Genomic DNA, 20,293 nt, shown 5'->3' with positions numbered 1-20,293 from the left:
CCAACGGGAGATAGAACAATGGGTTTAAAACAATCACTAATCGACAATAACGCCATCAAGCTGCAGGCATCAGCTAACGATTGGCGTGAAGCAATCAAGATCGGTACCGACATGCTGATTGCCTCCGGCGCAATTGCTCCTTCCTACCACGAGGCAATTATCAGCAGCGTTGAGCAACTTGGCCCTTACATTGTGATTGCGCCAAACCTCGCATTGCCGCATGCCCGCCCGGAAAATGGCGTACTGAAAACGGCTTTTGCGCTGGTAACGTTGGATAAGCCGATTTATTTCGAAGGTGAAGATGAGCCTGTTGATGTGCTTATCACTCTGGCTGGCAGCTCTTCTGACGAGCACATGGAAGGCCTGATGGAAGTCACTCAGGTTCTGGATGATGAAGACAGTGAAACTGGTGTTGACCTGGATAAGCTGCGCCGCTGCCGCAGTGCGGAAGATGTTTACCAGGTCATTGATCAGGCTCTGGCTGACGCACTGTAAGGAGGGGCTATGTACAGCGCTTTGAAACAACGGGTGCTTGAGGCCAACCTCAAGCTGCCGAAATACGGTCTGGTGACGTTCACCTGGGGAAATGTGTCTGAGATTGACCGCGAACTCGGTGTGCTGGCTATCAAACCATCGGGTGTGGAATACGACCAGATGACTGCGGACGATATTGTGGTGGTGGATCTGGACGGAAATGTGGTTGAAGGTTCTCTGAACCCGTCCAGTGATACGGATACCCATATTGAGATTTACAAAGCATTTCCAGGTATTGGTGGCGTAGTACACACTCACTCACGCAGTGCCACTATCTGGGCGCAGGCCGGTATCGATATCCCGGCACTCGGCACGACCCACGCCGACTATTTCTACGGTGATATTCCGTGTACCCGCAAGCTTTCACATGATGAGATTGCTGGCGCTTATGAGAAAAATACCGGTTTAGTGATTATTGAAGAATTTGCCATTCGCAAGATCGACCCGATGGCAGTTCCGAGCGTGATTGTTGCCGGGCATGCGCCATTCTCCTGGGGTAAAAATGCCGACGATGCCGTGCATAACGCTGTCGTGCTGGAAGAGGTGTCGGCAATGGCACTGGCAACCCGCTCTCTAAATAGCGGTATCAAAATCCAGCCGGAGCTTTCGGATAAACACTACCTGCGTAAACACGGTGAGAACGCCTACTACGGTCAAAGGTAATCGCTATGTATAAAGTGCTTGCATTAGATTTAGACGGAACGGTGTTGACCGATAATCACACCATTCATCATGAGGTCAAACAAGCGATCCGACAGGCGCAGGACAAGTGTCATGTCGTGATTGTGACAGGTCGTCACCATACAGCAGCAAAACCCTACTATGACGAACTGGGGCTGAATACCCCGATCATTTGCTGCAACGGAACCTATGTGTACGACTACGGGAACAGCCGGGTGCTCAAACAGAACGCCATTGAGAAGCAGGATGCGTTGAGCTTTATCGCTCTCGCAAAAGAGTTCCAGATGAAAATGGTTATGTACGTCACTGACTCGATGACTTACTCCCGATGCAACCCTATTGCTTATATGCAGGCACTGGAAAAATGGGCAAACCAGTACCCGGAAGGGCATCAGCCGAAGATTGAACAGATTGACTCTTTCAGCGAGCGGGTGGGTGAAGTTGAGCATGTCTGGAAATTTGTTGTTGAGGGGCTGCCGAGTTCAATTGAGCGCCTTTCTAAGCAGCCCTGGGTGCAGCAGAAATTCAACGGTGAACGTTCATGGTCGAACCGCGTCGATTTCGCTGCTATCGGCAACAGTAAAGGACAGCGACTGGCGGAATATGTCTCTGAGCTGGGCTATCACGCTAATCATGTTATTGCCGTCGGTGATAACCATAACGATATCTCCATGCTGCGCTATGCCGGACTAGGAGTGGCGATGTTCAACGCCGATGAAACGGTGAAATCCCACGCCAGACTTGTTTGCCAAACCGATAACAACCAGGACGGGCTGGCCCGTCTGATACGTGAAAAAATTCAAGGATAATCCTCATGACAAAACCAATGATTCAAATTGCACTGGACCAGACTGATCTGGCATCGGCTATCGAAGTGGCAAACAATGTGGAAAGCTTTGTCGACGTCATTGAAGTCGGCACTATTCTGGCCTTTGCCGAAGGGATGAACGCTGTGAAAACCCTGCGTCAGAATCATCCGGAACATGTACTGGTGTGTGATATGAAAACCACCGACGGCGGTGCCATCCTTGCTCGTATGGCGTTTGAAGCCGGTTCGGACTGGATCACGGTATCGGCGGCCGCTCACATTGCGACTATAGGGGCGTGTAAGAAAGTTGCTGATGAGTTCAACGGCGAAATCCAGATTGAAATCTACGGTAACTGGACCATGGAAGATGCCAAAGCCTGGGTTGATTTGGGTATTACTCAGGCCATTTACCACCGTTCACGAGATGCTGAACTGGCTGGTGTCGGCTGGACAGAAGCAGATCTGGAAAAAATGCGCCAGCTGTCTGAGCTGGGCCTGGAACTGTCGATCACTGGTGGTATTGTGCCTGAAGATATTTACTTATTTGAAGGTATCAAAGCGAAAACCTTCATTGCAGGCCGCGCATTGGCTGGTGAAAAAGGCCGTGAAACGGCTGAAGCACTGCGCGCACAGATCGATCGCTTCTGGGGCTAGGTGGCGATTATGTATCAGACTTTACAACGTCATCGCGTCGGCTTGTATGAGAAAGCCCTGCCGAATGCTTTCAGTTGGGAAGATAAAATCCGAACCACTCGCGAGCTGGGTTTTGATTTCCTAGAAATTTCAGTTGATGAATCGGATGAGCGCCGTAGCCGCCTCGATTGGGATGATGACACTATTTATGAACTGCGCCGCCTTTGTGAGCAGTACCAGATCCCGTTGCAGTCGATGTGCCTGAGTGCGCACCGTAAATTTCCGTTTGGCTCTGCCGATCCGCAGATACGCGAGCAGGCAGTCATTCATATGGAGAAAGCGATTTCATTAGCGTACAAACTGGGTGTGCGGACTATCCAGTTAGCCGGTTATGACGTTTACTATGAGCCGGCCGATAAGATGACTCACCAGCGTTTTATCGAAGGGATGAAACAGGCGGCGAAAATGGCGGAGCGTGCCGGAGTTATGTTGGCGGTTGAAATTATGGATACCGATTACCTTAATTCTCTGAGCAAGTTTGAGATCCTGAACCGGGAAGTGAATTCACCTTATTTCACCGCCTATCCGGATGTCGGCAATATCTCCGGCTGGAACTACGATATCTGTACAGAGCTGGCATTGAGCGTACCGCATATTACTCAAATCCACCTCAAAGATACCTTCAGGGTAACACCTGATTACCAGGGTAAATTCAGGGACCTGGTGATTGGTGAGGGGGAAGTGGATTTTGATGCCATCTTCAGCACCTTGAAAGAAACCAATTGTGTTGTGCCGTTGGTGATTGAAATGTGGGCGCAGGATGATAACTGGAAACAGAACATCCTGACTGCACAGGTTCGCCTGAACCAGTCATGTGACAAGGCCGGGCTACCAAGACTATTCGTAGCCTGAAACAACAGATCCTAAGCAACCATCATTATTTATCTTTGTTCTTGAAGATAGTGCAGCGTTCTCTCCAGTGGATGCTGCACCTTTTCCTTTCAAAATATCCGGTTATTGACAACCCATAATCATTGGCGCAGAGTTACAGGCTTTCCTTTTCCAAGCTGACCAACGCATTATGAAATTACTCCATCTACAATTGTTCTGGTACGAAAAACATCAAACCCTTTTGGAGATGGAAGACCTGCCTGTATTGACTTCGGCTCAGGAGCAGGAGCTGAAAGAGTGGTCGAAGAAACGCCGCAAGCTTTTGAGTTATGAAGTGCACCAGCAGCCTTGGGTAAAGGTGAATTCTGACGGTTTTTCATCGACATTGCTTCTCAAGCCGAACGGTACTTTGACTGAAAAAGATCTATTCAGTGAGAAAGCCCTCAACGGCTTGTGGAAAGTGATCGACGGTTTTTTGTTTATTAAGGTGATCAGCGGTGAGTTCATCGTCGAATATCAGATCGTCGGTAATACTGAAAATAATATTCACAGCGGGTTTGAATATATCAACGGCAAAGTAAGTTCTTACAGCAAGTTCATGAAATTGCATCCGGGAGCGTGATGTGGTTCCGGTGTGAATTTAATTGTATCAACCAGATAATAGCGACCTAATTAACGATAAAGCTCTTGTCGTTTCGGCTGATTACGTTTCTAAAACTCCAGCGGTAAAAAACAGGTAGGAATATTCGCAAACGCTTTTTTCTGACAGTGAATAACCTAGCTATCCATAATTCTTCACTTCGGTCGTAAATAATAGCCTTTTATAAGACACCTGATTATAAAGTTTTTCCTTGAACGCAGTTTGATGCTGGCATTTTTGAGTACGATCAATTGGTTAGTAATTAAACAATATACTGTACGATTAGATGGTGGTTATCTGGTACTATCTGCTTATTGTTTATTTTATCAATTGGCATTATGTAAAACCGAAAGGTTTTGAGGTACTAAATGCACAACATTCAATCTGCCAGCTATTTCGGACGTCGTTCTGTACGCTGGAAGTTCCTTCTTGCCGCAGGGGGAAGCCTGGTTATAACAGTCACGGCACTTATTTTTTCGTTCTTTTATGCTAACCAGCAAACGCAGGATTTGGTGCGTCAGCAGATGGAAGAAAACCTTAAACAGTCCGCAGAGCTATATATTGAAGAATTGGCTGGTGAGCAATCCCTTTTGATCCAGCGCTTATTCGACCGTTCGTTTGATCGTGCTGAGATGTTACGCAGCAGTCTGCTTTTTCTGAAAAAGAACTCTGCAGAGAATCAGATCCCGGCTGAAAAATTACGTCTTTCCATGAATCAGCTTATTCAGCAAACGGTCAGTGATAACGCACAGATGCTGGGTATCTATGTGGTGTTTGATAAGAATGCCTTGGATGGTGAAGACGCAAAGTTTGTTTATGCTGAGGAATTGGCTGGTACCAGCATTGGGCGCTTTGCTCCCTATTGGGCTCGTAATTCAGATGGTAGCGTTGAACTTGAAGTGTTGCTTGAAGAAGATCTGTACGACACAGAACTTGACGACAATCAGATGCCAATGAATGAGTGGTATGCCTGTTCAATGCGAAACAATGGCCAAGCATGTGTGCTTAATCCTTACCTTGATACGGTTGACGGTGAAGAGATGCTGATGACTTCTCTGACCTTGCCTCTGAAGGAAAACGGCAGACTGATTGGTATGCTGGGCATTGATTTTAGCCTTGCTGATATCCAGAGCATGATAAACCAGGCAGACCGTCGTATTTTTGATGGGGACGGTGAAGTTATCTTGTTGAGTCATGGCGGTTTGATTGTTGGTTATGATGCAAAGCCTGCATTGGTAGGCGAACATCTGAAAGCGGGTAATTTTGTATCTGAAGGTTCGTTGCTGAATTGGCTGAAGAATCCAAAGTATTCTGTTCAATGGCAAAATGACGGTCAGATTCTGGAAGCATGTGTTCCTGTTAAGTTCGCAGGGAATGAACAGCCTTGGGGGATGGTTTTTGAACTTCCCCGTGAGAGTGTGATGGCGCGGGCTATTGCGTTGCAGGAATCGCTAAAAACGGCCAATGAAGAAAATACATCGAAAATTACCATGATTGCTGTCGTGGTAACGCTTCTGGCGTTAGCTATCATCTGGCTGTTGGCTGCACGACTGGTTGCACCTATCCGAATGGTGGCAGATCGTTTGCAGGACATTGCAACCGGTGAAGGTGACTTGACCCGAAGGCTGACGGTGAACAGTGAGGACGAGCTTGGGGCGCTGGCAAATGGATTTAACCTGTTTGTCGATAAGTTGCAGGGAACGGTGAAGCAGATCGCCGGTTCTGTCGATGTCGCGAAACAGAGTGCTGAGCAGGCTTCGCAGATCTCTCACCGCACCAGTGACGGAATGCAGCAACAGTTGAGTGAAATTGATCTGGTGGCCAGTGCTGCGCTTGAAATGGCATCAACCGCACAGGAAGTTGCCAGTCATGCAGGAAGGGCGGTCAGTTCCGCCCAGGAAGCCAATAATGCGGCTGAGCAGGGTAAAGGCGTTATTGCACAGACGACTGAAGCTATGTCTTCGTTGGTTGATGAGGTTAGTGCTACAGTACCGATTGCTGATCGTCTGGCGCAAAACAGCGACAATATTGATTCAATTCTTGAAGTTATCGAAGCTATTGCAGAGCAAACTAATTTGCTGGCGTTGAATGCTGCGATAGAAGCTGCCCGAGCGGGTGAGCAAGGGCGTGGCTTTGCGGTTGTTGCCGATGAAGTAAGAACACTGGCTGGTCGTACACAGGATTCTATCAGTCAGATTCGTGAGGTGATCGATTCATTGAAGGCAGGCACTGGCGAAGTGGTTGAAGCAATTCAAAAAGGCAATGATAAGGCACTAATTACTGCTGAGCAGGTGAAGGAAACTGTTGCGGTTCTAGAGCAGATTATCACGCATATCTCCAGTATTGATGACATCAGTAACCTCATCTCGGTTGCTGCCACAGAACAGCACAATGTTGCCGGAGAACTGAGCTGTAATGTGTCTAATATTCGGGATGTCAGCCAGTCGGTGAGTGCCGGGGCCGAAGACTCCGCCATAGGCAGCCATCAGTTAGAGGCTTTGATGCAGGAACTGCAAGTTTTGGTTCGCCAGTTCAAAGTGAAATAAGTTCATTCTACTCTTCCCTCCTGAATGTGGTACTAGCTATCAGGAGGGAAGAACAAACCACGTCTTATACTTAATAAAATCATACAAATACACAGCTAAGATTCTTTTCCTGTTGACCATCAGATTTTGATCACACTCTCATTAATTAATTGCAAATAATGCAATTGCAGGAAATTGCGAGGGCTAGATCTCAATGATAAACTTCTTGATATCTTGCTTCGTATAATCCCAATGATATGGTTTGGGAGTTTCTACCAAGAGCCTTAAACTCTTGATTATGAAGTCTGTAACTTTATGTATAGCCTAGTAAAGGTAGAGACTCATGAATTACTTTGATTTACCCAAGATTGATCTACATTGCCATCTGGATGGCAGTGTTCGCCCGCAAACTATCCTAGACCTTGCTCGTGAGCAAAGTCTGACTCTGCCTAGTGAAGATATCGCTGAAATCAAAGACATGATGGTTGCACCAGAGACTTGCCCGAACCTGGATGAGTATCTGAAGCGATTTGAACTGCCGCTTTCTGTAATGCAGGAAGAAGAGGCGATTGAGCGTATCTCATTTGAAGTATTTGAAGATGCGGCTAAAGAAAACGTTAAATACCTGGAAGTACGCTTCGGTCCGTTGCTGCACACGCAAAAAGGTCTGAACCTTGATCAGATCATCGGCAGTGCCGTGAAAGGTATGAAAAAAGCTGAAGAGAAGTACGACATTAAAGGTAACTACATTCTGTCTATTTTGCGTACCATGCCGAAAGATCAGATCAATGAAGTTATTGATGCCGGGGCAAAATACCTGAATGACGGTGTTGCTGCATTTGACCTGGCTGGTAGTGAAGTACCTGGATTCTGTCATGAATTCATTCCTTACGCGAAATACGCCATCGAGAAAGGTTACCGTGTAACTATTCATGCCGGTGAACAGGGTTCCGGTCAGAACGTTTACGATGCGGTTTCCATGCTGGGTGCAGAGCGTATCGGCCACGGTATCCACATCAAAGGCCATCAGCAGGCTTATGATCTGGTGAAGAGTGATGAGGTTGCGCTGGAAACCTGCCCTAGCAGTAACATCCAGACTAAAGCAGTTGATGATCTTGCCAGCCACCCAATCAAAGCATTCCACAAAGATGGCGTACTGATCACAATCAATACAGATAACCGTACTGTATCTAACACTACAATGACGGACGAAGTGCGTAAAGTGGTTGAAGAGTTTGAGCTGACTCGTGAAGATTACTTCGAAATCTACAAAGTGAGTATTGAGCACTCATTTGCGTCTGAAGCAGTGAAGCAACACCTGCGTCAGTACGCTGAATAATCGCAATTCTTAAACATTACTGTCGGATATACCAAGGGGCTGAATAATATTCAGCCCCTTGTTTTTTGCATGACTTTTACGGATGGTAATGCTGTTCACGAAAGGTTTCCGGCGTGGTGCCTGTCCATGAAGAAAACGCCCGATAGAATGAGGTGGTTTCATTAAATCCAAGCAGGAATGAAATCTCCGACGGGCTGGTGGTTGAATTCGATAGGTAGTACTCCGCTAGTTCCTGACGGGTATCGTTCAGGATTTTTTGGTATTTGATTTCTTCGGCGCCCAGTTTACGTTGCAGGGTACGTTTACTCATCGCAAGTTGGCTGGCTACGCTATCAATGGAAACCTGCCCACTGGGCAGCAGCTCCAACAGGGCACTTTTCACGCGCTGTCTGGTGCTGGTGTGCTCTTCCAGTTTTGATAGACGCTGTTGCAGCTCCGGCTCGAAAAAATCCCAAATTCCGGCGTTTTCCGTCAGAAACGGTTCTTTGGCGTCTTTTGCCCTAAACGTGAGTTTCATGACGTCTGCCTCTTTAACCGAAACCCCAAAATACTCTCTGTATTTCTCCGGTGAAGGAACGTTGGTTGGACTCGTTATTTCCAGTGGTATGATGCGTTTTCTGGTTGCAAGCCTGAACAGCTGGGTAAAGAAGATCAGCTCCATCAGTATCATAGAACGAGGTAGAGGAGACTCACACTTTTCGCAATGAATGGATACGCTGGTCGTTTGCTCGTTGATATCCAATTCAAGCCGCATAGGGGCAATCAGCGGCTTGAATTTTCTCAGCCTTTTCAGTGCGACATTAAAGTCCGGGCTGCACAGGCTGGCAAATATGGGCGGGCTGAAGCTTTCGACTGAGAAGGCTTCGGCAAAAATTAACGGCAATTCCTGTGTTTTGTCCAGCTTATCCAACCCTTGCCAGAAGCTAAAATACTCCTGGCTACTGAGGCCGACTTCACCCCGAGTGAAGAGATCTTTCGGCAGGTTTGCAAGTTGCAAAACATCACTCGGGTTGATTCCCATATCGTTCAGCAACAGTTTCCATCCAGAACTAACGGGGAACTTGGATGTATTTTTCATATCAACTCCAAAGTGTTAATGTCCGATTAAACGGCATTAATTCTTTTCCATTGCCTGACGTGAGAATTTCAGCACAGCTTTGCGTGGCAGCAGCGGGATAACCCAGTTCAGCATAAACTTCAGGCTGCGTTGATTAATCGCAATCAGTTCACCTTTTTCCATCGCTTCATAGCCGTATTTTGCGACAGATTCTGCCGAGGCAGCGTTTTTCCACAAATCAATACCGTCTAGATCTCCAGCAGAAACGAAACCTGTATCTACTGCGCCCGGGCAAAGAGCGGTAACTATAATGTTCTTGTCGGCCACTTCATCTGCTATTGCTTGTGAGAATGACGTGACATACGCTTTGGTGGCGTAATACACCGCCTGTAGCGGCCCCGGCATGAAAGACGCGGTGGACGATACATTCAGGATTTTGCCCTGATTGCGTTTTATCATTCCTTGTAAGTAGTAGTGAGTCAGGTTGGTCAGGGTGGCCATATTTACCTGCATCATTGCCTGGTCTGCGGTCAGATCCCGCTCATGGAATTTGCCGTGTCCACCGAAACCAGCATTATTGATCAAGATGCTTACTTTTATACCCTGAGATTCAGTGGTTTCAAATACTTCTTTCGCTGATTCAACTTCTGATAAGTCTTTGGCAATCACTGCAGCAGCAATGCTGTATTTGGCTTCCAATTCATCTTTGAGTTCATCCAGTTTTGCTTTATTACGGGCAACCAGTACTAAGTCTCCACCTCGTGTGGCATGAATACGGGCCAGTTCTTTACCGATACCACTTGAAGCACCGGTGATCAGAGCAACATTCGTCGAAGGGATATGAGTCGTCATGGTTTTTTCCTCATCAGGTCAGGCTGTTTTGTTTCGATATGCTTATCTTAGTGACTATCCTGATTTGAACATTTTCAAAAGACGACAGAGTACTGGCAAAGAGTGACAACCTGCTTTGAAGTGACGCCAGAGTTCGTCAATTTATCATGGAAACTACTTTCATATACCTTTCGTTGTATTCTTCACTTTCCTGTCTTTGTTTTCGTTTTTTTCACGTTTGCCTCTTTAATATGTGATCTTAACCGTTCCTCCTTTTTTGTTTTTCACGTATATTTGCTTTCGTTTCGTTGTTTATTGTTTCGATATCTTTCATTTTTGTCTCAGGGGTAAACCATGGCAACAAACAATCATAAAAAAGCCCGTTTTCATATGATGGCAAAACCGACCAGCTACCGTTGTAACCTGAAATGTGACTATTGTTTTTACCTTGAAAAAGAAGAAATGATGGAAACGCCAGATCGCAAGCAACTGGCATCCGATCAGTTTTTAGAGCGTCAGTCTTCAGAGCAGATGTCTGATGCGATGCTGAAGCGTTATATACGAGATTACATTCGCTCCCAGGAAAGTGATGAGATTGATTTTGCCTGGCAGGGGGGTGAACCGACACTTGCTGGGCTCGACTTTTACCGCAATGCGGTGAAGTACCAGAAGCAATACGCAGAAGGTAAGACGATCACCAATAGCTTCCAGACCAATGCCGTGGCGATTAACCGCCAGTGGGCAAAATTCTTTGCTGATAACAATTTTCTTATCGGGGTCTCGGTCGATGGAGCTGCAGATGTTCATGACAAATACAGGATATCGGTCAATGGTAAGCCGACCTTTGAACGGGTCAAGCATGCGATCTCTCTGCTAAAGGAATTCAATGTTCAGTTTAATACTCTGACCGTTATCAATGATCAGAACTGGGATAAAGCAAGAGAGACGTATCACGCCCTTAAGGAGCTCGGTTCCGAACATATGCAGTTTATCCCGATTGTTGAGGTTGAGCAGCGCTGCCAGCAAAGTTCTACTGGCCACTATTCACCGACAGCTGATGCAGTCCTTACTCATTTTTCTGTGCCGGCACAGGGATACGGTCAGTTCATGACCGAGATATTTGATGAGTGGATCAAAGAAGATGTCGGACGCATTTTCATCCGTATGTTCGACAGCATTTTGGCGACCTGGATGGGGTATCCCGCATCTGTTTGTGTTCAGGCTAAAGAGTGCGGACAGGCGATGGTGATTGAAGCTAACGGCGACCTATATTCCTGTGACCATTATGTCTACCCGGCTAACCGACTCGGCAATATTACCCAGACCAACATCGGCAAACTGGCTACCAGCAAGCAACAGCAACGCTTTGGCTCTGCGAAAGCGACGAAGCTTATCAGCCTGTGCCAACAGTGCGAGGTTAATGTGTTGTGCAATGGCGGCTGCCCCAAACACCGGATTACCCCTATCGAAGGTGAGAAGCACAAACAGAATTACCTTTGTGCCTCTTACAAACGGATTTTTACGCATACCGCACCGGCGATGCACCTGATGGTGCAGGAGATCCAGCGCGGCGGCGTTGCGGCTAACGTCATGCCGATAATGGCAAATATGCGTTAAGTGGTTTTATTTGAAAAGGAGTGAACAATGAAACTGTCCTCAACAAAGAAGACGGTGTTGGCGGGCCTTGTGGCTTCTGCCTGTGCAATATCACCAGCAATGACGATGGCAGCAGAGAAAGCTGAACAGCCCAACGTCTTGCTGATCGTGATGGATGACCTGGGCACGGCACAGCTGGATTTTGCCCTTGATCAGGTTGATAGGGACACATTGCTGAAACGTCCTGAGGCGGCTCGTTACGAAGGTGACTTTGCCAAACTTTATGATGCTGCTAAGCGCTCTATGCCAAATATCACTAAACTGGCTAACGAGGGCGTTCGGATGACCAATGCTTATGTAGCGACGCCCGTATGCGGCCCTTCTCGTGCCGGTATGATGACAGGGCGTTTCCCGCACAGCTTCGGTACTTACAGTAACGATGATGCCAAAAAAGGCATTCCGTTAGATATCAAGTTGCTGCCATCTCTGTTAAATGAAAATGGCTATGCGACGGCGAATATCGGTAAATACCATAATGCCAAGGTTCACAGGGAATTTGTTGCGAAAGACAAGCAGAGCCGCGATTACCACGATAATCAGATTTCAATTCCAGATCCGGGATTCGGGCCGGAAGAGCGCGGTTTTGATTATGCCTACAGTTACTTTGTTTCAGGTGCTGCACTCTATAATTCACCGGCGATTTTCCGCAATGGTGAAAATGTACCTGCTCCGGGTTATCTGACGTACAACTTGACCAACGAAACCCTGAACTTTATTGAAAAAGCGCACGATAATGATCAGCCGTTTTTTGTAAACCTAGCTTACAGCGTACCGCATATTCCGTTGGAACAGCCTGCTCCGGCTAAATACATGGATCGTTTCAACACCGGGAATGTTGAAGCTGATAAATACTACGCCCATGTGAATGCTTCGGATGAGGGGATCGGAAAGATCATCGAAAAGCTGAAGGCCATGGGTGAGTATGAAAATACCATGATTTTCTTCCTGTCGGATAACGGTGCGGTACATGAATCACCGATGCCGCAAAATGGTATGGATCGGGCCTTCAAGGGGCAGCGCTACCGCGGCGGTGTCCATGTGCCTTTTATTGCCCACTGGAAAGGCGTCTTGCCTGAAAGTCAGGTGAATAACACCATGATTTCTGCCATGGATATTCTGCCTACAGCATTGGCTGCGGCGGGTATTGATATCCCGGCGGAAATGAAAGTAGACGGCAAGGACATCATGTCGGTGCTGCAGGGTGAAAAGCAGGCTCCGCATAAATACCTGTATTGGGCAGGCCCTCGTGCTTTCCATTATGACTCACGCAATGTTGATTTCTGGAGTAATTACTGGAAGTGGATCACCTATGAAACCAACGAGTTCATTCCAAGTAAGTACATTGAAAAGCATTCGAAAGGTGAGTGGGCAATTAAAGATCAGAACTGGTCGCTTCATTACTACGACGATGGCAGCAAGGACTTTGAGCTTTATAACTATGCCAAAGACCCTGCTGAGTCAGTGAACCTGGCAGATAAATATCCTGAGAAGGTTAAAGAGTTGAAAACCGCTTTTTATGACTGGATAAAGGATAAGCCGGCACCGGTAGCCTGGGGCCAGGACCGATACGAAATTCTTACCGAATCGGCCAAATAATTCATCATCAGGGCCTCAGTCGAGGCCTTTTTTACATCTCTTTTCATCTCTCCAATATCAGAACAACTCTTGTGGGGAACGACTCATGCAAAAAGAAATCACCGCTCACCCTCGCCCGATAATCCCTTATGAACATCCAGATGCCGCTATGTACCTGCGGCTATGTAAAGAAAATATGATTCGGTTGTGTTACCGCAAAACACCTTATGGCAAGCATGATAATGCGATTCGCGAAGCTTTCAATGATGACAACAATACATTGCTGGAATTGTGCGATCTGCTGGTTCGATATGTTGCGGAAGCTTTCGAACACTACGCCGTGTGGGATTATACCCATGCTTATTATCCGGGGAGGCCAAGTCAGCAAACAGCCAGAACCGATGCGATGGAAGGAGTAAGCCGCGTCTTACCAACACTGGCGGCCTGGCTTCATGGTCGCACTGAGGAATCAATCCATCTGTACGGGATGAATAACGAAGTTATTGATGTGCCAAAGATCTTGTGCTCCGCTTTTCTGGCTGGCACCAACCCTGCTCATCGTGGCTATTGGGGTGAGTTACATGATTATGATCAGCGGATATGTGAAAGTGCTGATCTGGCTCTGGCACTATGGTTGAGTCGTGAGTGGGTCTGGGAGCAGTTTAATCCGGATGAGCAAAAACAGGTGATTGGTTGGTTCAAACAGGTTAACCGTTTTGACACCGTTGATAACAATTGGCACCTGTTTCCGCTTACCGTGCAGTTGGTGATTAAGTCGCTGACTGGTGAAGATACCGTTGCTCATAGTAAATACACCCGCATCAAGGAATTCTATGTAGGAGATGGCTGGTTCCGTGATGGCGCAAAGGGAAATTATGATTACTACAACGCCTGGGGTTTTTTCTATTCGCTCTATTGGCTGGATCAAATTGATCCTGACTTCGACCCTGTCTTTATTCGTGACAGCCTGAACTCTTTTGTCGAGAAATACCGCTATTTCTTTACCTCCGAAGGGCTTCCGTTCTTTGGTCGCAGTGTTTGTTATCGCTTGGCAACGGCGGCTCCTTTGCTGGCTGCGGCGGATTTGCAGCTGCCAGCTATTTCTGTCGGACAAGCTAAACGCGCGTTCAAAACCAGCTTGCAATACTTTATCGGTCAGGGGGCCTTGCGTTACGGTGCACCGACTCAGGGAGTATTTGCTGATGATACCCGACTGGTGGACAACTACAGCGGTCCGGCAAGCAGTTTTTGGTCGCTGCGAGCTCTTAATATTGCGCTCTACAGCGCGGATCGCAGTGGATTATGGCAAGCCGAGCAGGCTTCACTGGAGGTTGATAAAGGGGATTTCTCTTTTGATATTCCGGCGATTGAAGCCAGTGTGATCGGTACTTTCAAAACGAAAGAGGTTGTTGTGCTGTTCCGAAGCGATTACACCTGCCAGCAATCACCGCTTACTCGCCGTCTGGAGCAACAATCCTGGTCGAAAAAGATCGCTGAAATTTTGTTGGGCAGGGCTGAAAGACCAAAAAACAACTTACTGCGCAAGGGAATAACCTGTTACACATCGAAAATGTCTCATTTCTTCTAGTTTCATGATCTTTCACTTTGAAAGGTTTTATGTGATCTAGATCTTTTTCTTTGCTTTTGTTTTCGAATATCATAAAAGCGAAAGCTAACGAAGGTTTTGAGGTTTTATATGTTTCTGGTTTCTTCTCGCGAAATGCTCCACAAGGCGCAGATGGGTGGCTATGCCGTGCCTGCGTTCAATATTCACAATCTTGAGACGGTTCAGGTTGTGGTTGAAACGGCAGCCGAAATGGCATCGCCTGTCATTCTGGCGGGTACGCCGGGTACGTTTTCCTATGCGGGTACTGATTATTTGGTCGGAATTTGTCAAGAGGCAGCTAAACGCTATGAAATGCCGATCGCTCTGCATCTTGACCACCATGAGTCATTCTCTGATATCCGCAATAAAGTTGAAGCCGGGATCAAGTCGGCGATGATTGACGGTTCTCACCTGAATTTTGAAAGCAATATTGAACTGGTGAAGCAGGTGGTTTCTTTCTGTCACCGTTGGGATTGCTCGGTAGAGGCTGAATTGGGTCGTCTTGGTGGTCAGGAAGATGATCTGATTGTTGATGCCAAAGATGCCATGTACACCGATCCTGAAGCCGCGGTTGAGTTTGTAAACCGTACCGGTATCGACTCGTTGGCGATTGCCATCGGCACCGCTCACGGTATGTACAAAGAAGAGCCTCGTTTAGATTTCGATCGTTTAGGCATTATCCGTGGTAAGACAGATGTGCCTTTGGTTCTGCATGGCGCATCCGGTGTGCCGGATGAAGACGTTCGTCGCTGCATTGAGTTAGGTATCACTAAAGTGAACGTTGCTACTGAGCTGAAGATCGCGTTTTCTGATGCAGTGAAGCAGTACTTTATTGAAAACCCGAAAGCCAATGACCCGCGTCATTACATCGTTCCGGGTAAACAGGCGATGAAGAAAGTGGTTCAGGAAAAAATTAACGTTTGTGGCAGTGAAGGCAAGCTGTGATCAGGAACGGAAGAAAATAATACCAGACATATTTGTGCTTGGTTTGGTATAGAAGCACGTCCCCCAGTGCTTTGCTCCTGGCTATATCCGTTAATACACCCTCAGTTAGCGGATATAGTCATTTCCTTCTATCTATTTTCTTCTTTGCAGAGACCGACTACGGACAGTAATTAAATGGCAACTCTCACAACAGCAAAACACAAGAAGGTCGCCATTATCGGCGAATGTATGATTGAGCTGAGCGGCAAACCTTTTGCTGCTCAGGCTCAGCACTTTGGCGGTGATACGTTAAATACGGCCGTTTATTTATCACGTCTGCTTCCTTCCCTCGCTCCTGGATATATCACAGCCGTCGGTACTGATTCTTACAGCAAACATATGCTCTCAGCATGGCTGGCTGAAGGTCTTGATACCGATATGGTGCTGGAAAATCCAGACAAGCTTCCCGGCATGTATGCGATTGAAATCGATGATGACGGGGAGCGTAGTTTTCATTACTGGCGTAGCGATTCAGCGGCCAGATACCTTTGTGAACACCCTCGCTTCGATCAATTGGTTAAATGCCTCAAAGAATTTGACCTTGTTTATCTGTCGGGCATTTCCCTGGCGATATTACCTGATGGCGGCAAGCTGAAGTTGCTCGATATGCTGGCTGAGCTGAAGACTGCCGGCGTGCAGATCGCTGTCGATTCCAACTACCGACCGCGTTTGTGGCAAAGCTCTACCCATGCCTGTGAATGGCTTGGGCGGCTATACCAGCTCAGTGATATCGCGTTAGTGACAGCTGATGATGAAGATTTGTTACTGGGAACTATGAACTCATCACCTGAAGTGATTGCACGCCGTCTTCACTCGCTTGGTATTCGTCAGGTAGTGGTCAAGCTCGGAAGCAAGGGAGCGATGTGGTCTCAGTATGGTCATCAAGGTTTTGTCAGCGGTAACCGGGTTGAGACTGTGGTTGATACTACAGCTGCCGGAGATTCGTTCAATGCAGCTTGGCTGGCAGCATGGTGTACCGGAATGGAAATGGCGGAGTGTTGCCATTGGGGCAACAAGCTGGCAGCAACGGTGATCCAGCATAAAGGGGCCATTATCCCTGTGCAAGAAACACGTTATATAACGGAATTAATGGGTGTAGAAAATGATGAATAAAGAGTGGGTTGAAACCCTTCGGGCACTGCGTGTAATGCCGGTGATCCAGATTGAAGATGCAAAAGATGCCGTGCAGCTGGCTCAGGTGCTGAATGACAATGGCCTGCCTGCGGCTGAGATTACCTTCCGTAGTGAGGCGGCGGCGGAGTCAATTCGCCTGATCCGAGAGGCATTCCCTGATCTGATTTTGTGTGCGGGAACCGTGTTGACACCCGCTCAGGTTGATCAGGCTGTTGAAGCCGGAGCTGACTTTATTGTCAGCCCGGGCCTGAATCCGACCACAGTGAAATACTGTCTGGAGAAAGGCATTAAGATCATTCCGGGCGTTAACAGTCCGAGTCAGGTAGAGCAGGCGCTTGAACTTGGTCTTACTGCTCTGAAGTTCTTCCCGGCGGAGGCTTCCGGCGGTATCAGCATGCTGAAATCACTGACAGGCCCTTACGGCAATATTCAGTTGATGCCAACTGGTGGGATTAAACCAGCAAACCTGATGGAATACCTGGCGATCCCTCAGGTCATCGCTTGTGGCGGAACCTGGATTGCGCCGACTGAGGCTATTCGTGACAACGACTGGGAAACAATTGCCCGCAATGTACGTGCAACCTGTGAGCTGATTAAGGGATAAGGAGGTCAGGATGACAGAAAAACATGTAGCGGTATTGCTGGCAGATGGCTTTGAAGAAGGCGAAGCAGTTGTTTTTATCGACATCATGCGCCGTTTAGATATTAAGGTCGATGTGTTGTCGTGTATGGAAACTCCCGCATTGAACACCTATTTCGAAACGCGTATCACAGCCGACGATACCCTGAAAAATTGTTACGACAACACTTATGATGCGGTGATGATGCCGGGTGGCCCTAAAGGAACGGATAACCTTTCTGCAAATTCGATGGTGATCGATTTTCTTAAGCGCCATATCAGTGAAGATAAGTACATCTGTGCCTTGTGTTCTTCCGGTGCCAAAGTACTGGCTGCGCATAATTTGCTTGAAGGTCGTCGCTATACTTCAGGTGGTGGTTTGCAGAAAAAATTCGCTGACGGCCAATTTGTTGATCAGAAAGTTGTGGTGGACGGTAACTTTATCAGCGGTAAAGGGCTGGGCGTTAGTTTTGAGTTTGCTTTTACTGTTGCTAAGCATTTGCTGACGGATAACGTAGAGAAGGTCGACTGGCAAGCAAGCCATATCTACTTTGATCACTGGCCACTATAACCACTAAATTAATTCTTCTCTTAACGGGTAGAAAAAGGCAGGCTCTGATATCAGCGCCTGCCTTTTTCTATTGGACTAATTGATGTGGTCAGTCACAGGCAGAAATGCGACACGCCAGGCCGTTGATGTCGAAGCTTCCTGCTTCGCCGAAGCCTCTGCCATTATCTTCAATGGAAGTCAGGACGTTATAATTCGACTCGAATACACCGCCAAGATTGGACTCACCTTGTTCCGGATACCACCAACTCAAATCTGCTATAGCGACGTTCTTTGACAGTTTGCTGTCTAGCTGAAGTACCTGAGTAATAGCGCGGCCGTTCGGTGTTTCAATCTTCACTTTTTTCCCTTCAGACAGACCCAGCTTTTTGGCTGTCTCTGGATGGAGGCTGACCAGCGGCTCAGGATGAGCTTTGCGCAGCGGTGCAATTTGTCGTCCGTGAGAGAACATATAGTGTTTGGCTTTGGCTGTTGTTAACGCCAGCGGAAAGTCCGGTTCGGCTTTCATTACAGGACGGAATACAGGCAGCGGCTCAGCCCCCATTTCTTCCAGTCGGCGGCTGAACAGTTCTACTTTACCTGAACGGGTAGGGAAGCCATCGGTTAAGTACTTGCGAAACCATTGTGGTGTTGTCGGAGGTGTGACGAGCTGTTTGGCTTTGACAGTGGCAAAGTCGAGTCCTCCGGTTGCCAGAAAGCCGTTCCAGTATTCGTTTTCAGAATGAGGTGGCATGACCTCCATGGCTTCACCTATAGCAGCGATGATCTGATGATCAGGGCGGCATTCGCCAATTTGCGCGACTTTGGGTTGATAGCGTACTGAGCCGTCAAGACCTTGGGCTATGGCTTCATATTCCATGAAGCTGGCTGCCGGGAAGACGATATCTGCCATCATCGCGGTCGGGGTCATGAACAGCTCTGAAACAGCAAGAAAGTCCAGCGATGACAACGCCTGATGGACGGCATGGGTATCGGGCCAGCTCAGCATCGGGTTAGCCCCGACAACCAGTCCGGCTTTGATCGGGCTTTCTCTCTGGTCACCCTTACCTAAAATCGCTTTGGTAATGCCATGGCTGGTGGCGCGGAAGTACTCCGGTAATACCGGCGTACCGGCACTGGTTGCGCGTGAATCGGCGGACATCGCACTGACTTCTTTATCGTCATAAGGCCAGCGTCCGGAAACCAGTGATGGGGCATGGCTTTGGAACTGACCTCCAGGTACGTCCAGGTTACCAGTTATCGCCATCAGCATGGCAATGGTGCGGTTGACCTGGAAGCTGTCACTGTTGTGGTCCAGGGCATTACCGGTAATGATCACCGCGGGTTTAGTGCTGGCATAAAGCCGGGCAGAAGAGCGGATCTGATCAATATCGAGCTGCGTTTCCTGCGCTAATTGAGCGAGCTCATATTGTGCTAGGTGTTGGGTTAGTCGCTCGAAGCCCTCACACCACTGTTCAACGAATTCATGGTCATAAAGTTGCTCGTCAATAATAACCTTGAGCAGTGCTAGCGCCAGCGCTAAATCACTGCCTGGTTTCAGCGCCAGCCAGTGTTCTGCTTTCTTGGCATGCTTTGTTCGCTGCGGATCGATGCAGATGGTTTTCGCTCCGGCACCCATTGCAGTTTTTAGCGTTTTGACATCACTGAAGCGGGTTTTGTATTTATTGACGCCCCACAGCAGAATGCATTGTGTCTGCTCGTTGATATCGTGCGACGGGTAATAGCCAAGCGTATATTCACGTCCGAGTTTAGTTGGTGCCCAGCATACGGTTTCCGGGCCGACCACGTTAACGCTTCCCATCGCATTGGCAAGACGTAGCAATTGGGTATACATAAAGTCTTTGGAATAGCCGTAAGCCATAAAGACACTGTTCAGCCCCCATTGCTGTTGGGATTTCGCGAACTGTTCTGCAGTGTATGCGATGGCTTCTTTCCAGCTGATAGCCTGCCACTGCCCTTCACCGCGTTTGCCTGTTCGTTTTAGCGGTTGAGTCAGGCGATCCGGGTGGTTCATCAGATCAATGCTGTGCATGCCTTTGCGGCAGAGTTGCCCGCCAGAGACAGCATCACTACGATCGCCTTTGGCACTGATGGTGCCATCCGGGTTGGTGATAACCCGGATCCTACAGCCGCTGCCGCACAGGGCGCAGCTGGTTGTGATTGTTTCAGCCGGAATTGGTTGAAAGCTTGATTGACTGAACATCAATACCTC

At 47.8% G+C, this 20,293-nt stretch carries 18 protein-coding genes and 1 riboswitch; of the genes, 15 read left to right on the top strand and 3 right to left on the bottom strand.

What is annotated here, in order from left to right; all coding sequences use genetic code 11:
• Window positions 1–18: 18 nt before the first annotated feature.
• The 8 genes from AACQ93_RS24220 to add all read left to right on the top strand — a co-directional run bounded on the left by AACQ93_RS24220 (window position 19) and on the right by add (window position 8,051).
• Entirely contained in the window at window positions 19–495 is a 477-nt protein-coding gene (locus tag AACQ93_RS24220) for a PTS sugar transporter subunit IIA (protein WP_064609471.1), read from the top strand.
• 9 nt (window positions 496–504) lie between these two features.
• Window positions 505–1,197, top strand: a complete 693-nt coding sequence (locus AACQ93_RS24215; protein ID WP_064609470.1) for an L-ribulose-5-phosphate 4-epimerase — start codon at window positions 505–507, stop codon at window positions 1,195–1,197.
• Window positions 1,198–1,202: 5 nt separating this feature from the next.
• Window positions 1,203–2,024, top strand: coding sequence for a Cof-type HAD-IIB family hydrolase (locus AACQ93_RS24210; RefSeq protein WP_064609469.1), 822 nt, complete (start codon window positions 1,203–1,205; stop codon window positions 2,022–2,024).
• Window positions 2,025–2,029: 5 nt separating this feature from the next.
• Window positions 2,030–2,677 carry a 3-keto-L-gulonate-6-phosphate decarboxylase UlaD gene (locus tag AACQ93_RS24205; RefSeq protein ID WP_007463492.1) on the top strand — a complete coding sequence of 216 codons (648 nt, stop codon included), beginning with the start codon at window positions 2,030–2,032 and terminating at the stop codon, window positions 2,675–2,677.
• Between the two features lie 9 nt (window positions 2,678–2,686).
• Window positions 2,687–3,568, top strand: coding sequence for an L-ribulose-5-phosphate 3-epimerase (locus AACQ93_RS24200; protein WP_064609468.1), 882 nt, complete (start codon window positions 2,687–2,689; stop codon window positions 3,566–3,568).
• Window positions 3,569–3,737: 169 nt separating this feature from the next.
• Window positions 3,738–4,169 carry a hypothetical protein gene (locus AACQ93_RS24195; RefSeq protein WP_064609467.1) on the top strand — a complete coding sequence of 144 codons (432 nt, stop codon included), beginning with the start codon at window positions 3,738–3,740 and terminating at the stop codon, window positions 4,167–4,169.
• A gap of 386 nt (window positions 4,170–4,555) precedes the next feature.
• Window positions 4,556–6,733, top strand: coding sequence for a methyl-accepting chemotaxis protein (locus tag AACQ93_RS24190; RefSeq protein ID WP_064609466.1), 2,178 nt, complete (start codon window positions 4,556–4,558; stop codon window positions 6,731–6,733).
• 198 nt (window positions 6,734–6,931) lie between these two features.
• A riboswitch (purine riboswitch) is annotated at window positions 6,932–7,031 on the top strand.
• Between the two features lie 24 nt (window positions 7,032–7,055).
• Window positions 7,056–8,051, top strand: a complete 996-nt coding sequence (gene add, locus AACQ93_RS24185; protein ID WP_064609465.1) for an adenosine deaminase — start codon at window positions 7,056–7,058, stop codon at window positions 8,049–8,051.
• Between the two features lie 76 nt (window positions 8,052–8,127).
• On the opposite strand, the gene AACQ93_RS24180 is transcribed toward add, so the two are convergent.
• Together AACQ93_RS24180 and AACQ93_RS24175 are read right to left on the bottom strand one after the other, a co-directional pair.
• Window positions 8,128–9,129: an AraC family transcriptional regulator gene (locus AACQ93_RS24180; RefSeq protein ID WP_064609464.1), complete on the bottom strand. Its 1,002-nt coding sequence runs from the start codon at window positions 9,127–9,129 to the stop codon at window positions 8,128–8,130.
• Window positions 9,130–9,165: 36 nt separating this feature from the next.
• Entirely contained in the window at window positions 9,166–9,960 is a 795-nt protein-coding gene (locus tag AACQ93_RS24175; RefSeq protein WP_064609463.1) for an SDR family NAD(P)-dependent oxidoreductase, read from the bottom strand.
• A gap of 333 nt (window positions 9,961–10,293) precedes the next feature.
• Here AACQ93_RS24175 and AACQ93_RS24170 point away from each other — a divergent pair, with 333 nt between their 5' ends.
• The 7 genes from AACQ93_RS24170 to AACQ93_RS24140 all read left to right on the top strand — a co-directional run bounded on the left by AACQ93_RS24170 (window position 10,294) and on the right by AACQ93_RS24140 (window position 18,084).
• The gene (locus tag AACQ93_RS24170; protein ID WP_064609462.1) at window positions 10,294–11,556 is read left to right on the top strand and encodes an anaerobic sulfatase maturase; all 1,263 of its coding nucleotides are present in this window, start codon (window positions 10,294–10,296) and stop codon (window positions 11,554–11,556) included.
• Window positions 11,557–11,583: 27 nt separating this feature from the next.
• Window positions 11,584–13,191 (top strand): sulfatase family protein, encoded by a 1,608-nt coding sequence (locus AACQ93_RS24165; RefSeq protein WP_064609461.1) that lies wholly within the window; start codon window positions 11,584–11,586, stop codon window positions 13,189–13,191.
• Between the two features lie 85 nt (window positions 13,192–13,276).
• Window positions 13,277–14,758: a DUF2264 domain-containing protein gene (locus tag AACQ93_RS24160; RefSeq protein ID WP_064609460.1), complete on the top strand. Its 1,482-nt coding sequence runs from the start codon at window positions 13,277–13,279 to the stop codon at window positions 14,756–14,758.
• Window positions 14,759–14,866: 108 nt separating this feature from the next.
• Window positions 14,867–15,721 (top strand): tagatose bisphosphate family class II aldolase, encoded by an 855-nt coding sequence (locus tag AACQ93_RS24155; protein WP_064609459.1) that lies wholly within the window; start codon window positions 14,867–14,869, stop codon window positions 15,719–15,721.
• A gap of 174 nt (window positions 15,722–15,895) precedes the next feature.
• A complete protein-coding gene (locus AACQ93_RS24150) occupies window positions 15,896–16,873 on the top strand; it encodes a sugar kinase (RefSeq protein ID WP_064609458.1) in 978 nt (325 codons plus the stop codon).
• On the top strand, window positions 16,863–17,498 hold the full coding sequence (locus AACQ93_RS24145) for a bifunctional 4-hydroxy-2-oxoglutarate aldolase/2-dehydro-3-deoxy-phosphogluconate aldolase (RefSeq protein WP_064609457.1): 636 nt from the start codon (window positions 16,863–16,865) through the stop codon (window positions 17,496–17,498). Before AACQ93_RS24150 ends, AACQ93_RS24145 begins: the two co-directional genes overlap by 11 nt.
• Before the next feature lie 10 nt (window positions 17,499–17,508).
• Complete coding sequence (locus AACQ93_RS24140) at window positions 17,509–18,084, top strand: DJ-1/PfpI family protein (RefSeq protein WP_064609456.1); 576 nt, start codon at window positions 17,509–17,511, stop codon at window positions 18,082–18,084.
• Between the two features lie 88 nt (window positions 18,085–18,172).
• Here AACQ93_RS24140 and AACQ93_RS24135 read toward each other — a convergent pair whose 3' ends face one another.
• The gene (locus AACQ93_RS24135) at window positions 18,173–20,284 is read right to left on the bottom strand and encodes a molybdopterin-containing oxidoreductase family protein (RefSeq protein ID WP_064609455.1); all 2,112 of its coding nucleotides are present in this window, start codon (window positions 20,282–20,284) and stop codon (window positions 18,173–18,175) included.
• Window positions 20,285–20,293 lie beyond the last annotated feature (9 nt).

This window comes from Photobacterium sp. J15 (genome assembly GCF_963870815.1).
Taxonomy (GTDB): Bacteria; Pseudomonadota; Gammaproteobacteria; order Enterobacterales; family Vibrionaceae; genus Photobacterium; species Photobacterium marinum.
The sequence above is the reverse complement of the archived record's forward strand: the minus strand, read 5'-3'. Positions and strand labels throughout refer to the sequence as shown.